The sequence below is a fragment of the Pseudomonas sp. GT1P32 genome (assembly GCF_054897805.1).
Window position 1 is genome coordinate 1034103 of sequence record NZ_CM142704.1, and the last position, 14336, is coordinate 1048438.

Genomic DNA, 14336 nt, shown 5'->3' on the forward strand with positions numbered 1-14336 from the left:
GTGGGCTTTTTTTATGGCAGCTGCGCTTCAACCTTCAGGCATAACTCTTGAGTGCCACCGGAGGAATGAAAGACTCAAGCTCATCCTCCACCGCTTCGATGATTCGTTCTACGTCCGCTGCGTTCATGACAGTGGCGCATGGAATGCCGGCAATGGCGATCATGGTCTCGCCCGTGGCACGGTCAAAAAGACGGGCAATCATGCTGCCCGGTGCGTCCATGCTCGCCTCAAAACCCATGGGATGAAAATGCCAGCGCATCAGCTGGCAGGCGTTTGGAAAGGTGACTTTACTGAACCCTTTATTCATATGTTGCCCGCCTGATTCATCGAGCGCTTCCGTTAGCTCATGTTAGGAGGGAAGAGCCTTCATTGGCTCAACCGTTGACTGTCTTTAAAAGTAGCATCCGGATGTGAAAATAATGTGGATTTTTCAGGCCGATTGGCAATTGGTTGCTTTTTTTTGATTCGGGCCACAGCGCTGTGACCTTTCAGCAAAAGGCCAGCACTGCTTGCTCATTGAAGCCGGTGAGGAATTTCGGCAAGCTCGCCTTTTTCTCGTCGAGTCCTTTATGCATGCCGATGATGATGGTCCGCTGCAAACCCAGGCCACGAGCGAGACGGTCATGCGCTATCACCTGCGCTGGAAGCACCGCGACCTGGACGGTGTCATGGCGCTGTATCACCCGGACATCCAGTACAGCGACTTCTTCCAGAACCGCGTGATGGGGCTGGACGAATTGCGCGAGTACGTGCGCAGCAGCATGCCGCGTGATCCCGATGAAGCGCTGGAGCACTCGGACCGCATCCGTCTGGACGGCAACACCGCGTTCATTCAGTACCGCATTACCCTGCGCGGCGGTGAAGGGTTGGTGTCATTTCGGGCCAGCGAGGCGATTACCGTTCGCGACGGTCTGATCTGGCGGGTTAACGAATACGCCTCGCTGGTCCATGAGCAGCCCGTCAGCAAAACCGCAAGCAGTGCGCGCCCAGCCGTCAGTCGGCTCGGGTTGTCGCCGCGTCAGCTGAGTTTCATGGCGCAAGACCTGCAACAGTATTTCCAGCGCCAGCAACCCTATCTGGACCCGGAGCTCGACCTGCAACGGGTGGCGAAGGCGTGCGGGTACAGCCGCAATCAGATGTCCTATCTGCTGAACCAGGTGCTGGGCCAGAGTTTCTACCGTTACGTTAACCAAGCACGCTTGCAACATGTGCTCGCCGCCCTGGAAAACGCCGCGCCGCCACTGCGTATCGACGATCTGGCGTTTGCCGCCGGCTTCAATTCGCTCTCGGCGTTCTATAGCTGTTTCCGCCAACACACCGGTCTGTCGCCCAAGGCCTACGTCAAACAAATTTCTTTGCGTGCACGCGCGCAAGACAGCCTCTGAGCCCACGCACTAGGATCAACGCCATCGAAGTTTGAGTGGCGGAGTCTTGCATGCCGGCGTGGCGCACTATCAGTTTGTGGATGGATCAACTCGACGAGCCGTTGCTGGCGCGTCCGGCGCTGGAACACGATCTTGACGTCGACGTCGCCATCATCGGCGCGGGGTACACCGGGCTCTGGACCGCGTACTACCTCAAGCGCCTGGCGCCGGGCCTGAACATTGCCATCGTTGAAGCGCAGACCGCCGGTTTTGGCGCCTCCGGGCGTAATGGCGGCTGGTTGATGGGCAATCTCCTGGGCGAAGATCGACTGCTCGCTGATTTACCGGCCGGGCAGCGGCGAGCGTCGTATGACCTGCTGCATAGCATTCCCGATGAAGTTGAAGTTGTCCTCGAACGTGAAGGCATCGACTGCGATTACCGTAAAGGTGGGGCGCTGTATTGCGCTGCGCGTTACCCGGAACAGGAAGCCAGCCTTCGACAGTATCTGGACAAGCTGTATGGCCAGGGCCTGACGGAAAGCCATTACCGCTGGCTCAGCCCCGAGCAGTTGGCGCAACAGATCAGAATCGCCAAGCCTTATGGCGGTATCTATGCACCGCACGTGGCGACCCTGCACCCGGCAAAGTTGGTGCGAGGTCTGGCCCGGACGGTCGAACGCATGGGCGTCAGGATTTACGAAAACAGTCCGGTCACCCACTGGCAATCGGGCAGCCTGCGCACGGCGAAGGCCATGGTGCGCAGCCGCTGGATCGTTCCGGCGGTAGAAGGGTATGCGACCACGCTGCCTCCGCTGGGGCGCTATCAGTTGCCGGTGCAAAGCCTGATCGTCGCCACCGAACCGCTGTCGGCCGCCACTTGGGACGAAATCGGCCTGAGCCACGGGCAGGCGTTCGGCGAAAGCAGCCGTCAAGTCACTTACGGTCAGCGAACGGCGGATAACCGCCTGGTGTTCGGCGCGCGGGGCGGCTATCAGTTTGCCGGCAAGCTGCGCCATGACTTCGACCTGACCGCCAGTGAAGTCGACTTGCGGCGTTACCTGTTCGGCGAGCTCTTCCCGCAACTCAAGAACGTACGTATCACCCATGGCTGGGGCGGCAACCTCGGCATGTCGCGGCGGTTCAAGCCGCACATGTTGTGCGATCAAGCGAGCGGCATTGCGATTTCCGGCGGTTATGGCGGGGAGGGCGTTGGTGCCAGCAACCTGGGTGGACGGACCTTGGCCGACTTGATCCTGCAACGCGATACCGAGCTGGTTCGCCAGCCATGGGTCATCCCTCAGGGCGGTCTCGATGCACTGAAACCCTGGGAGCCGGAACCCTGCCGCTGGCTCGGTTACAACGCGATCATCCGCAGCTTCGTTCATGAAGACCAGACCCTGGCCAACCCGGCTACCGCGCCTTGGCGACGCAAACTGGCCAGCGGGGTCGCCGGGTTCATGGAAGGTTTCATGCAGTAATCGACGCTTTCTCCATAGACAGGTACTCCCATGGGCATCACGCAGTTCAAGAACACCGCAACCCTGAAGCTGGACGAATCAAACCCGGTCGCCGTGCCGTTGGGAACTCCCGTGGCGGTGGCGTCCACCACCAGCGTCGAACGCGACGACGGTGTCGAAACCGGCGTCTGGGAATGCACCCCCGGCCGTTGGCGTCGGCAGATCGTGGCCCAGGAATTCTGCCATTTCATCCAGGGGCGCTGCACCTTCACCCCGGATGACGGTGAAACCCTTCACATAGAAGCCGGCGACGCACTGATGTTGCCAGCCAACAGCCTCGGTATCTGGGACATCCAGGAAACCGTGCGCAAGACCTACGTTTTGATTTTTTGATCCTCTGATTGCCTGCCAACAAAAACTCACACAGGAATCCACTCATGATCCGAAAGACCCTGGCACTCGCTCCCCTGGCGCTCGTCGTGAGCCTCAGTCACGCCGCCGACACCGTGAAGATCTACAACTGGTCGGACTACATCGCCCCGGACACCACCAAAGACTTCCAGAAAGAAACCGGCATCGGCTTCAGCTATGACGTCTACGACAGCAACGAAACCCTCGACGGCAAGTTGATGACTGGCAAATCCGGTTACGACGTGGTGTTCCCGTCCAACCACTTCATGGCCCGGCAGATTGAGGGCGGGGCGCTGAAGAAGCTCGACAAGAACCAGTTGCCGAACTGGAAGAACCTCAACCCGGTACTGCTCAAAGCCTTGCAAACCAACGACCCGGGCAACGAGCACGGCTTCCCGTACCTGTGGGGCAGCACCGGCATCGGCTACAACATTGCCAAGGTCAAAGCGGTGTTGGGCGATAACGCGCCGGTGGATTCCTGGGACCTGATCTTCAAACCCGAAAACATGGCAAAACTGCAGAAGTGCGGGGTGGCCATCCTCGACAACGGACCCGAACTGCTGCCCGCCGCGCTGAATTACCTGGGGCTGCCGCATCACAGCAAGAACCCGGAAGACTACAAGAAGGCTGAAGCGCTGCTGATGAAAGTCCGGCCTTACGTCAGCTATTTCCACTCGTCCAAGTACACCAGCGACCTCGCCAACGGCGACATCTGCGTAGCGGTCGGTTTCTCCGGCGACATCCTGCAGGCCGAAAATCGCGCCAGGGAAGCCAAGAACGGCGTGGACATCGGCTATGCGATTCCCAAGGAAGGCGCCGCCATCTGGTTCGACATGGTCGCCATGCCCGCCGACGCCCCGGACGAAAAAGCCGGCTACGCCTTCATGGACTACCTGTTGCGCCCGGCCGTCATGGCCAGCATCAGCAACTACGTGCACTACGCCAATGGCAACGAACAGGCTGACAGCCTGATCGACCCGGCAATCAAGAACGACACCAAGGTTTATCCGAGCCCGGAAATGATGGGGAAACTGTTCGCGCTGGAAGCGATGCCGCTGAACATCGACCGGATTCGGACACGGGTGTGGAACAAGATTCGCACGGGTAGCTGACCGGCTGCACCAAGGCATCGGGACAGGATGTCCCGTTGCGCAATCAGCCGACCGGCTCGACCGTGCAACTCATTTGCCCTGAGCCAGGTATCTGGAACAAGGCATCGCTACCGTTCTGCAAGAAGCTGTAGCTCCCCCGGTAATCCTTGCCGTTGAATTGGGTTGCGGAATCATTCGGCACCTGGATAAGGGTGGCAGAGGTATTCGCCCATTTCAGGTACACGACACGCGGCTCGACATTGAAGTAAGTGACGGCGATCAGCGCGTTGAGCCCGGTGCAACGAAAGGCTACCGGGCCGTCCGTGAGCCTGCTCGGGTCCTTGGTTCGTGCAATCAACGAGCCCTGGCGAAGCTGATGCGCACGCTCGGCATAACTGCGGATCGTGCAGGCCTTGGGCTCCGCCTCGGTAGAGCAGCGATTGCGGGCGTCCACCCAGAACCGTTGTTCGATCTCGACTTTGTCAGGCCGCGGAACTGAATGAACGTCTGTGAGCGCGAGGCGATAGAGGCGCGTCAATTCAATATCCATCTGTTTCAGTTGTGGGGTGCGGCAGATCAGCTTCTCGATGGCTGCGCTGGCCCTGGCGCAGTCGAAGCTGGTTGCCAGGACCGTAGAAGTCCCGGCATTCGCACACAGGCTCGTTGCCGCACACGCACTGGCGGTAATGAGCGTGACCCACAAGGGCGTGACCCTTTTCATCTCGGCTTCACCCGGATCATTTCATGAGGCCCGCGAAGAAAGTTAACCCGGTATTCAGTGTGGTCTCATTCTTCGAAAAGTCTAATTTTTACCCATCGAAGTGCGCATATCAAAACACCAATAGTCGGACGATTTTGATCTCGGCAACTTACCTTTATTTAATATTTAAATTGTCGATTGTCCGACAATAACGCCTGATTATTATTTTAAGTACACCGACTTCTAATCGCGCCTATTGTTTTCGGGCATATTCTGAAGTGCGCAAACTTGACGCCAAAAAAGTAGTGGACGATTGATTTCAAATTGTGTCAGTTTTCTTTCGCCTTCATTGGGCGAGTGATAGGACGATCTCGCCAGAGATTGTTGCTATCTAAAAAAACTGTTCCATAGCAAAACAAGGAAGTGTGTTTATGTCGAAAGTAAAAGACAGTGCTATTGATTCCGCTGAACAGGCATTCCAGCCATTGCAAGCCTTGGCGGCTCCCAGTTCTGCGTTCAACCAGATCAATAGTTTCAGCCATCAATATGACCGTGGCGGCAATCTGACGGTCAATGGCAAACCCTCGTTTTCCGTCGACCAGGCAGCCACCCAATTGCTGCGCGACGGAGCTGCCTACCAGGACAAGGACGGCAGCGGCAAAATCGAACTGACCTACACGTTCCTGACCTCGGCCTCGTCGAGCACCCTGAACAAGCACGGGATTACCGGGTTCAGTCAGTTCAATGCCCAGCAGAAAGGCCAGACCGTGCTCGCCCTGCAATCCTGGGCCGACGTCGCCAATGTCACCTTCACGGAAAAGGCCACCGGCGGCGACGGTCACATGACCTTCGGCAACTACAGCGGCGGCCAGGACGGCGCAGCGGCATTCGCTTATTTGCCTGGCACGGGCGCAGGTTACGACGGGACTTCCTGGTACCTGATCAACAGCAGCTACACGCCCAACAAGACCCCGGACCTGAACAACTATGGCCGGCAAACCCTGACCCACGAAATCGGGCACACCCTTGGTCTGGCTCACCCCGGCGACTACAACGCCGGTGAAGGCGCACCGACCTACAACGACGCGTCCTACGGGCAAGACACCCGCGGCTACAGCGTCATGAGTTACTGGAGTGAAAGCAACACCAGCCAGAACTTCAGCAAGGGCGGCGTCGAAGCTTATGCGTCGGGCCCGTTGATCGACGATATCGCGGCCATCCAGAAACTCTACGGCGCCAACACCACCACCCGCACCGGTGACACCACTTACGGCTTCAACTCCAACACCGGTCGCGATTTCCTGAGCGCGTCTTCGTCGGCGGACAAGGTCGTGTTTTCGGTGTGGGATGCGGGCGGCAAGGACACCCTGGATTTCTCCGGGTTTACCCAAAACCAGAAGATCAACCTCAATGAGACCTCGTTCTCCGACGTTGGTGGCCTGGTGGGTAACGTGTCCATCACCAAGGGCGTCACCGTCGAAAACGCCATTGGCGGTTCGGGCAATGATTTGCTGATCGGTAACGGTGTTTCCAACGAGCTGAAGGGCGGTGCCGGCAACGACATCCTTTACGGCGCGGGCGGTGCGGACAAGTTGTGGGGCGGCACCGGTTCGGACACCTTCGTGTTCGCCGCCAGCAGCGACTCCAAACCGGGTGCAGTCGACCAGATCCTCGATTTTGTCAGCGGCCTCGACAAGATCGACCTGACCGGCATCACCAACGGTGCAGGCCTGCATTTCGTGAGCGCATTCACGGGTGCGGCGGGCGATGCCGTGCTGACGACCTCCGGTGGTAACAGCCTGCTGTCGGTGGACTTCTCCGGGCATGGCGTGGCGGACTTCCTGGTCAGCACCGTCGGCCAGGCGGCGTACTCGGACATCGTGGCCTGATTCAAGGCAAAAGGAGGGCGGCGCCGATGCGCCGCCCTTTGTCACTTGAGCCACGCCCCTGAGTGAAACGCCTATGATTTGTAACGCTTTTACCTGCAAAACAAACGTGTGGCTGTTAGCCGCGTTCATGATGTTTTTTGGAGATGTAGCCATGGCAAGCAGCCTGAAGTTGGCAGACCCGTCGGAGCTGGCGGGTAAATGGCGGGTGACGCAGCAAGACAACCCGTCGGACGTTTGCCCCCTCGAATTCAAAGCCAACCAGACGTTGGGCGACGGCACCGAATGCCTCGCAGCCTGGCTGGAGGAACAGCCGATCGGCTGGTTCCCTGAGCCTGACGGCATCGCGCTCACCGGCAAGGAAGGGTCGAAGATTGTGTTTTTCAGTCGTCAGCGCGACGGGCTGTATCGAGGCACTTCAAAGTCCGGGCTGATCATAATACTTGAGCACCCGCTTGATTAATCGAGATGCGCAAAGTTGTTATTAAAGTGTAAGTAACGACCTCGCCAGGCAGGCGAGGGATAATACCTCAGGAAGAGCCCATGAAGATGGCGAACAACCCGGTTTCCACGCCGTTAATAAGGGCGCTGGGTGATTACAAGAGCATTCTGATCAGCGTCGGTTGTTTTACGGCGCTAATCAACATTCTGATGTTAGTGCCTTCTATTTATATGCTCCAGGTCTATGACCGGGTGCTGTCATCGCAAAATGAAACCACGCTGGCCATGTTGTCGCTGATGGTCGTGGGATTCTTTGCGTTTATCGGCTTGCTGGAGATTATTCGCAGTTTTATCGTCATTCGTATCGGCAGCCAACTGGAGCGCCGCTTCAACCTGCGGGTTTATCAGGCCGCTTTCGAGCGCAATTTGTTCAGAGGCGAAGGCAACGCCGGGCAGTCGCTGGGGGATTTGACTCACATTCGCCAATTCGTGACTGGCCCGGCGCTGTTCGCCTTCTTCGATGCCCCCTGGTTCCCGGTGTACCTGCTCGTGATCTATCTGTTCAACGTCTGGCTAGGCGTGTTTGCCACGGCGGGCGCGGTAATGCTGATCGGGCTGGCGTGCCTCAATGAGGCCATGACCAAAAAGCCTTTGGGGGAAGCGGCGGTTTTTTCCCAGAAGTCCAGCCAGATGGCCACCAGTCACCTGCATAACGCTGAAACCATTCAAGCCATGGGCATGCTTGGCGCCTTGCGTCATCGCTGGTTTCAGGTGCATTCGCGTTTCCTCGGCCAGCAGAACAAGGCCAGCGACACCGGCGCGGTCATCAGTTCCCTGAGCAAAACCCTGCGGCTGTGCCTGCAATCCCTCGTATTGGGACTGGGCGCGCTGCTGGTGATCAAGGGCGACATGACCGCCGGGATGATGATTGCCGGTTCGATCCTGATGGGCCGCGTTCTGAGCCCCATCGATCAACTGATCGCGGTCTGGAAACAGTGGAGCGGCGCCAAGCTCGCTTACCGCCGTCTCGATGCTTTGCTGCAAGCCTTCCCGCCGAGCGACGACGTCATGGCGCTGCCGGCACCGAAGGGCCACATCCGTTTTGAACAAGTCAGCGCCGGTCCTCCCGGGCAGCGCGGTGCGACGTTGCACCTGGTCAATTTCAGTCTCGATGCCGGCGAAGTGCTCGGCGTGCTGGGCGCTTCCGGTTCCGGCAAGTCGACCCTGGCCCGCTTGCTGGTCGGCGTCTGGCCGACCCTTGGTGGCACGGTGCGCCTCGACGGTGCCGATATCCATCGCTGGAATCGCGACGAACTCGGTCCCTACATCGGTTATCTGCCGCAAGACATCGAACTGTTCAGCGGCAGCATCGCGCAAAACATCGCCCGGTTCCGTGAGGCCGATCCGCAAACCGTCGTCGCCGCCGCGCAACAGGCGGGTGTCCATGAGCTGATCCTGCGCATGCCTCAGGGTTACGACACGCTGCTCGGCGAGGACGGCAGTGGTTTGTCCGGCGGTCAGAAGCAGCGCGTGGCACTGGCGCGTGCCTTGTACGGCAAGCCGAGCCTGGTGGTGCTGGACGAACCGAATTCCAACCTCGACACCGTGGGCGAAGCGGCGCTGGCCAGCGCCATCGCGCACATGAAAGCCCAGGGCACCAGCGTGATCCTGGTGACTCACCGCTCTTCGGCGCTGGCCCAGGCCGACAAGTTGCTGGTGCTCAACGACGGTCGTTTGCAAGCGTTCGGCCCGAGCCATGACGTGCTCAAGGCGCTGTCCGGTGCCCAGGAACAAAAGCCTGCGCAGGCACCGGGCGGGTTGAGCATGAGTCGGCAGTATCAGCCCTCGACAAGGAGTTCGGGTGTATGAGCAACCTCAGCGAAGCGAGCATGGAACACAACTACATCGCCGAACGCCCCGAGCGCGATGCGCGTTTTTTTGCGCGCATCGGCTGGATTCTGGCCATCGTCGGCGCCGGCAGTTTCTTCACTTGGGCCAGTCTGGCGCCGCTCGACCAAGGCATTCCGGTGCAAGGCACCGTGGTGGTCTCGGGCAAGCGCAAAGCGGTGCAATCGATGAGCAGCGGGGTGGTCAGCCGGATTCTGGTGCGCGAGGGGCAAGCGGTGAAGCAGGGGCAGCCGCTGTTTCAACTCGACCAGACCCAAGTCGCCGCCGACGTGCAATCCCTGCAAGCGCAATACCGCATGGCCTGGGCCAGCCTGGCGCGCTGGCAAAGCGAACGGGACAACCTCAAACAAGTGAGTTTCCCCGCCGAACTGAGCAACGATCCCGACCCACGCCTGGCGTTGGTACTGGAAGGCCAGCGCCAGTTGTTCAGCAGCCGCCGTGAAGCGTTTTCCCGCGAACAGGCTGCCTTGCGCGCCAGCATCGAAGGCGCTGGCGCGCAACTGGCCGGCATGCGCCGCGCACGCTCGGACTTGACCGCCCAGGCCAGCTCCCTGCAACAGCAACTGAGCAACCTTCAGCCGCTGGCGGACAACGGCTACATCCCGCGCAATCGGCTGATGGAGTACCAGCGCCAACTGTCGCAGGTGCAACAACAATTGGCAGAAAACACCGGCGAAAGCGGCCGGCTGGAGCAGGGCATCCTCGAATCGCGGCTGAAACTGCAACAACACATCGAGGAATACCAGAAAGAAGTCCGTACCCAACTGGCCGACGCGCAGCTCAAAAGCGTGACGCTGGAGGAGCAACTGACCTCCGCCGGTTTCGACTTGCAGCACAGCGAAATCATCGCCACCGCCGACGGCATCGCGGTCAATCTTGGGGTGCATACCGAAGGCGCGGTGGTGCGCCAGGGCGAAACCTTGCTGGAAATCGTTCCGCAGGGAACTCGCCTGGAAGTGGAAGGGCATCTGCCGATCAACCTGATCGACAAGGTCGGAACACACTTGCCGGTGGACATTTTGTTCACCGCGTTCAACCAGAGCCGCACGCCACGGGTTCCTGGCGAAGTCAGCCTGATTTCCGCCGATCAGATGGTCGATGAGAAAACCGGCGCTCCGTATTATGTACTGCGCAGCAGCGTCAGCGAACACGGCATGGAAAAACTCAACGGCCTGGTGATCAAGCCCGGCATGCCCGCGGAAATGTTCGTGCGCACCGGCGAGCGTTCGCTCCTCAACTATCTGTTCAAGCCGCTGCTCGACCGGGCAGGTTCCGCGTTGACCGAGGAATAAGGATGTTGCGCTGTATGAATAAGCTGTCTGTGTTTGCGGCGAGCCTTGTGCTGCTGACCTGTAACCCGACCATGGCCATGGGACCGTTCGACCTCTACGAGCAAGCGTTGCGCAATGATCCGGTGTTCCTCGGCGCGATCAAGGAGCGCGACGCCGGCCTTGAAAACCGCGCGATCGGCCGCGCCGGGCTGCTGCCGAAACTGGGTTACAACTACAACAAGGGCCGCAACACCTCCAAGGTCACTTACCTCAACGAGCGCGGGCAAAACCAGAGCGATGACCGCAACTACAGCAGTTACGGTTCGTCATTGACCCTGCAACAACCGCTGCTGGACTACGAGGCGTATGCGACGTACCGCAAAGGCGTGGCGCAGTCGCTGTTCGCCGATGAAAACTTTCGCGGCAAGAGCCAGCAATTGCTGGTGCGGGTGCTGGAGAACTACACCCAGGCGCTGTTCGCCCAGGACCAGATCGACATCGCCCAGGCGAGGAAAAAAGCCTTTGAGCAACAGTTCCGGCAGAACGAGCAACTGTTCCGTCAGGGCGAGGGTACGCGCACCGACATCCTCGAAGCCGAGTCACGCTACGAGCTGGCAATCGCCGAAGAAATCGAAGCCCGCAACGAACAGGACGCGTCCCTGCGGGAACTGGGTGCGCTGATCGGCGTGCCGGCCGTCGACATCAGCGATCTCGCGCCGCTGGATCAGCAGTTCCAGACCTTCACCCTGCAACCGGCCAATTACGACACCTGGCATGAGATGGCGGTCGCCAACAATCCGGTCCTGGCCTCGCAACGTCAGGCGCTGGAAGTGGCGCGCTACGAGGTGGAGCGCAATCGTGCCGGGCACCTGCCCAAAGTCAGCGCCTACGCAACGGTGCGCCAGAACGAATCGGAAAGCGGCAACACCTACAACCAGCGCTACGACACCAACACCATCGGCATTGAGGTCAACGTCCCGCTGTACGCCGGTGGCGGTGTCTCGGCGTCGACCCGTCAGGCCAGCCGCGCGATGGAGCAGGCCGAATACGAACTGGACGGCAAGACGCGAGAAACCCTGATTGAGTTGCGTCGCCAGTTCAGCGCGTGCCTGTCGGGGGTGAACAAGCTGCGGGCCTATCAGAAAGCACTGACGTCCGCCGAAGCGCTGGTGGTGTCGACCCGGCAAAGCATTCTCGGCGGTGAACGGGTCAACCTCGATGCGCTGAACGCCGAACAACAGCTCTACACCACACGCCGCGATCTCGCGCAGAGCCGCTACGACTATTTGATGGCATGGACCAAGTTGCATTACTACGCCGGCACCTTGAACGAGCAAGACCTGGCCAAGGTTGACGAAGCATTTGGGCAAGGCCCGAAGGAACGCCGGAAAGATCTCTGACAATTCCAACAAAAGAGAGGCTTTACCATGGGTGTGTACGACTACAAAAACTTCGGCACAGTAGATTCAAAGGCGTTGTTCACCGACGCCATGGCAATCACGCTGTACTCCTATCACAACCTCGATAACGGCGTTGCCGCCGGTTATCAGCACAATGGCTTCGGCCTGGGTTTGCCGGCGACGCTGGTGACCGCGTTGATTGGCGGTACTGACTCGCAGGGCGTGATTCCCGGCGTGCCGTGGAATCCGGATTCGGAAAAAGCCGCGCTGGCGGCGGTGCAGAAAGCCGGCTGGACGCCGATTACCGCTGCGCAGCTGGGTTACGACGGCAAGGTTGATGCACGCGGTACGTTCTTCGGCGAAAAGGCCGGGTACACCAGTGCGCAAGTGGAGATCCTCGGCAAGTACGATGCGCAGGGCCATCTCAGCGAAATCGGCGTGGCCTTTCGCGGCACCAGTGGCCCGCGGGAAAGCCTGATCAGTGATTCGATCGCCGACGTGATCAACGACGTGCTGGCCGCGTTGGGGCCCAAGGATTACGCGAAAAACTACGTGGGCGAGGCCTTCGGCGACTTGCTTGGCGATGTTGCCGCGTTCGCCCGGGCCAATGGCTTGTCGGGCAAGGACGTGCTGGTCAGCGGACACAGCCTTGGCGGCCTGGCGGTCAACAGTCTGGCAGACCTGAGCAACGACAAGTGGGCCGGGTTCTACAAGGATGCCAACTACATCGCCTACGCCTCGCCGACGCAAAGCAGCACCGATAAAGTGCTGAACGTCGGTTATGAAAACGACCCGGTGTTCCGCGCGCTCGACGGCTCGTCCTTCAACTTGTCGTCGCTGGGCGTGCACGATGCGCATCAGGACTCGGCGACCAACAACATTGTCAGCTTCAACGATCATTACGCCTCGACGGCGTGGAATGTGCTGCCGTATTCCATCCTCAATATTCCGACCTGGATTTCCCACCTGCCCACGGGGTATGGCGATGGCATGACGCGGGTGCTGGAGTCGAAGTTCTACGACCTCACCAGCAAGGACTCGACCGTCATTGTTGCCAACCTCTCTGACCCGGCGCGCAGCAGCACCTGGGTTCAGGATCTCAATCGCAACGCCGAAACCCACAAGGGCAGCACCTTCATCATTGGCAGCGACGGCAACGACCTGATCCAGGGCGGCAAGGGCAACGATTACCTGGAAGGCCGCGACGGCAACGACACCTTCCGCGACGGCGGCGGCTACAACATCGTGCTGGGTGGCAAGGGCAGTAACGTGCTGGATCTGCAGCAGTCAGTGAAAAACTTCGATTTCGCCAATGACGGCGCGGGGAACCTGTACATCCGCGATGCGCAGGGCGGCATCAGCATCACCCGCGACATCGGCAGCATTGTTACGAAGGAGCCGGGGTTTCTCTGGGGGCTGTTCAAGGATGATGTGACCCATAAGGTCACCGCCAACGGCCTTGCGACGGGTAACGACCTGACGCAGTACGCGTCCACGCTGAAGGGCGGAGCGGGGACCGATACGTTGAAGGCGCATCCCGGCGGTGATTGGATGTTTGGTCTGGACGGCAACGACCATCTGGTGGGCGGCCAAGGCAACGACGTGTTGGTGGGCGGGGCAGGAAATGACCTGATGGAGGCGGGTGGCGGGATCGATACGTTCCTGTTCAGTGGCGCGTTTGGCCAGGATCGGATCGTGGGTTATCAGGCGAACGACAAACTGGTGTTTCTCGGGGTTCAGGGTGTCGCGCCGAACGATGATATACGCGCCCATGCCACGGTTGTGGGGCAAGACACGGTGCTGACGTTTGGTGGTGATTCGGTGACGTTGGTCGGGGTTGGGCTGGATAGCCTGGCCAATGTCGTCATCGCCTGAAGGTGATGTAGCGCCTGTAAGGGCCTCATCGCTGGCAAGCCAGCTCCTACAAGATTTCTGTGGGAACTGGCTTGCCGGCAATGAACGATAACGCGGTCTTCAGTCTTCCTTGCGAACCGTGGCCACGTCATTAACCTTGACCTTCACTTTCGCCCCGGAAATATCTTCGAACTCGTAAAAGCCTTCTTTGGTATTGGCTTTTGGCATGTCCTTGGTCAAATATTGAGTGCCGTTCTGCAGCGTCACCACCGTTGGCGTCGAGCAACCGGCCAGGGCCAGAAGGGCTGCCGCTACCAGTGGCAAACCCAGCGTCTTGATATTCATAACCACCTCTCATCCTCCAAAAATCAGCGCGACTGCTTCGAATCCTTCAATCGCCGCTGCACTTCTACCGCCGTTGGTGCGACGGATCCGCAGAAAGTTCGACGGGTCACCCAAAAAAACCGGATCGCGCCGCCGCTTATCCTTTTCCGTTTGCACCGGACGGGTCGTAGCTGGTATCTGTACGCATAACCAGTATTCGCTCGCCATG

Annotated in this window: 14 protein-coding genes; 10 read left to right on the forward strand and 4 right to left on the reverse strand. The window is 59.4% G+C overall.

All coding sequences use genetic code 11. The features are described 5' to 3' along the window. Nucleotides 1–34: 34 nt before the first annotated feature. Complete coding sequence (locus ACYZUC_RS04840; protein ID WP_192227150.1) at nt 35–307, reverse strand: DUF1652 domain-containing protein; 273 nt, start codon at nt 305–307, stop codon at nt 35–37. A gap of 262 nt (nt 308–569) precedes the next feature. Between ACYZUC_RS04840 and ACYZUC_RS04845 the strand changes: the two genes are divergently transcribed. The 4 genes from ACYZUC_RS04845 to ACYZUC_RS04860 are packed head-to-tail and all read left to right on the forward strand — an operon-like array spanning nt 570 to nt 4344. Then, on the forward strand, nt 570–1385 hold the full coding sequence (locus ACYZUC_RS04845; RefSeq protein WP_461993972.1) for a helix-turn-helix transcriptional regulator: 816 nt from the start codon (nt 570–572) through the stop codon (nt 1383–1385). A gap of 50 nt (nt 1386–1435) precedes the next feature. Further along, complete coding sequence (locus tag ACYZUC_RS04850; protein WP_461993974.1) at nt 1436–2842, forward strand: NAD(P)/FAD-dependent oxidoreductase; 1407 nt, start codon at nt 1436–1438, stop codon at nt 2840–2842. Between the two features lie 30 nt (nt 2843–2872). Next, the gene (locus ACYZUC_RS04855; RefSeq protein ID WP_008026311.1) at nt 2873–3214 is read left to right on the forward strand and encodes a cupin domain-containing protein; all 342 of its coding nucleotides are present in this window, start codon (nt 2873–2875) and stop codon (nt 3212–3214) included. A 44-nt stretch (nt 3215–3258) separates the two neighbouring features. Next, a complete protein-coding gene (locus ACYZUC_RS04860) occupies nt 3259–4344 on the forward strand; it encodes a polyamine ABC transporter substrate-binding protein (RefSeq protein ID WP_461993977.1) in 1086 nt (361 codons plus the stop codon). 43 nt (nt 4345–4387) lie between these two features. On the opposite strand, the gene ACYZUC_RS04865 is transcribed toward ACYZUC_RS04860, so the two are convergent. Next, nucleotides 4388–5044: a hypothetical protein gene (locus ACYZUC_RS04865; RefSeq protein WP_461993979.1), complete on the reverse strand. Its 657-nt coding sequence runs from the start codon at nt 5042–5044 to the stop codon at nt 4388–4390. 410 nt (nt 5045–5454) lie between these two features. On the opposite strand from ACYZUC_RS04865, the gene ACYZUC_RS04870 reads away from it, so the two are divergent. The 6 genes from ACYZUC_RS04870 to ACYZUC_RS04895 all read left to right on the forward strand — a co-directional run bounded on the left by ACYZUC_RS04870 (nt 5455) and on the right by ACYZUC_RS04895 (nt 13804). Then, on the forward strand, nt 5455–6912 hold the full coding sequence (locus ACYZUC_RS04870; protein ID WP_461993981.1) for a serralysin family metalloprotease: 1458 nt from the start codon (nt 5455–5457) through the stop codon (nt 6910–6912). 73 nt (nt 6913–6985) lie between these two features. Next, the gene (locus ACYZUC_RS04875) at nt 6986–7372 is read left to right on the forward strand and encodes an AprI/Inh family metalloprotease inhibitor (protein WP_461993982.1); all 387 of its coding nucleotides are present in this window, start codon (nt 6986–6988) and stop codon (nt 7370–7372) included. Between the two features lie 80 nt (nt 7373–7452). Then, a complete protein-coding gene (locus tag ACYZUC_RS04880) occupies nt 7453–9219 on the forward strand; it encodes a type I secretion system permease/ATPase (RefSeq protein ID WP_461993984.1) in 1767 nt (588 codons plus the stop codon). After that, complete coding sequence (locus ACYZUC_RS04885; protein ID WP_461993986.1) at nt 9216–10550, forward strand: HlyD family type I secretion periplasmic adaptor subunit; 1335 nt, start codon at nt 9216–9218, stop codon at nt 10548–10550. Before ACYZUC_RS04880 ends, ACYZUC_RS04885 begins: the two co-directional genes overlap by 4 nt. 2 nt (nt 10551–10552) lie before the next feature. Next, entirely contained in the window at nt 10553–11929 is a 1377-nt protein-coding gene (locus ACYZUC_RS04890; protein ID WP_461993988.1) for a TolC family outer membrane protein, read from the forward strand. Nucleotides 11930–11956: 27 nt separating this feature from the next. Continuing rightward, nucleotides 11957–13804 (forward strand): polyurethane esterase, encoded by a 1848-nt coding sequence (locus ACYZUC_RS04895; protein WP_461993989.1) that lies wholly within the window; start codon nt 11957–11959, stop codon nt 13802–13804. A gap of 99 nt (nt 13805–13903) precedes the next feature. Here the strand turns inward: ACYZUC_RS04895 and ACYZUC_RS04900 are convergent, their stop codons facing one another. Together ACYZUC_RS04900 and ACYZUC_RS04905 are read right to left on the reverse strand one after the other, a co-directional pair. Next, entirely contained in the window at nt 13904–14128 is a 225-nt protein-coding gene (locus ACYZUC_RS04900; protein ID WP_008026328.1) for a YgdI/YgdR family lipoprotein, read from the reverse strand. A 9-nt stretch (nt 14129–14137) separates the two neighbouring features. Continuing rightward, the gene (locus ACYZUC_RS04905; RefSeq protein WP_461993991.1) at nt 14138–14335 is read right to left on the reverse strand and encodes a hypothetical protein; all 198 of its coding nucleotides are present in this window, start codon (nt 14333–14335) and stop codon (nt 14138–14140) included. Nucleotide 14336 lies beyond the last annotated feature (1 nt).

What these genes read in the sequence shown, in the direction of transcription:
- ACYZUC_RS04840 (WP_192227150.1), bottom strand. Translation starts at nt 307, where the DNA reads ATGAATAAAGGGTTCAGTAAAGTCACCTTTCCAAACGCCTGCCAGCTG.
- ACYZUC_RS04845 (WP_461993972.1), top strand. Translation starts at nt 570, where the DNA reads ATGCATGCCGATGATGATGGTCCGCTGCAAACCCAGGCCACGAGCGAG.
- ACYZUC_RS04850 (WP_461993974.1), top strand. Translation starts at nt 1,436, where the DNA reads ATGCCGGCGTGGCGCACTATCAGTTTGTGGATGGATCAACTCGACGAG.
- ACYZUC_RS04855 (WP_008026311.1), top strand. Translation starts at nt 2,873, where the DNA reads ATGGGCATCACGCAGTTCAAGAACACCGCAACCCTGAAGCTGGACGAA.
- ACYZUC_RS04860 (WP_461993977.1), top strand. Translation starts at nt 3,259, where the DNA reads ATGATCCGAAAGACCCTGGCACTCGCTCCCCTGGCGCTCGTCGTGAGC.
- ACYZUC_RS04865 (WP_461993979.1), bottom strand. Translation starts at nt 5,044, where the DNA reads ATGAAAAGGGTCACGCCCTTGTGGGTCACGCTCATTACCGCCAGTGCG.
- ACYZUC_RS04870 (WP_461993981.1), top strand. Translation starts at nt 5,455, where the DNA reads ATGTCGAAAGTAAAAGACAGTGCTATTGATTCCGCTGAACAGGCATTC.
- ACYZUC_RS04875 (WP_461993982.1), top strand. Translation starts at nt 6,986, where the DNA reads ATGATTTGTAACGCTTTTACCTGCAAAACAAACGTGTGGCTGTTAGCC.
- ACYZUC_RS04880 (WP_461993984.1), top strand. Translation starts at nt 7,453, where the DNA reads ATGAAGATGGCGAACAACCCGGTTTCCACGCCGTTAATAAGGGCGCTG.
- ACYZUC_RS04885 (WP_461993986.1), top strand. Translation starts at nt 9,216, where the DNA reads ATGAGCAACCTCAGCGAAGCGAGCATGGAACACAACTACATCGCCGAA.
- ACYZUC_RS04890 (WP_461993988.1), top strand. Translation starts at nt 10,553, where the DNA reads ATGTTGCGCTGTATGAATAAGCTGTCTGTGTTTGCGGCGAGCCTTGTG.
- ACYZUC_RS04895 (WP_461993989.1), top strand. Translation starts at nt 11,957, where the DNA reads ATGGGTGTGTACGACTACAAAAACTTCGGCACAGTAGATTCAAAGGCG.
- ACYZUC_RS04900 (WP_008026328.1), bottom strand. Translation starts at nt 14,128, where the DNA reads ATGAATATCAAGACGCTGGGTTTGCCACTGGTAGCGGCAGCCCTTCTG.
- ACYZUC_RS04905 (WP_461993991.1), bottom strand. Translation starts at nt 14,335, where the DNA reads ATGGCGAGCGAATACTGGTTATGCGTACAGATACCAGCTACGACCCGT.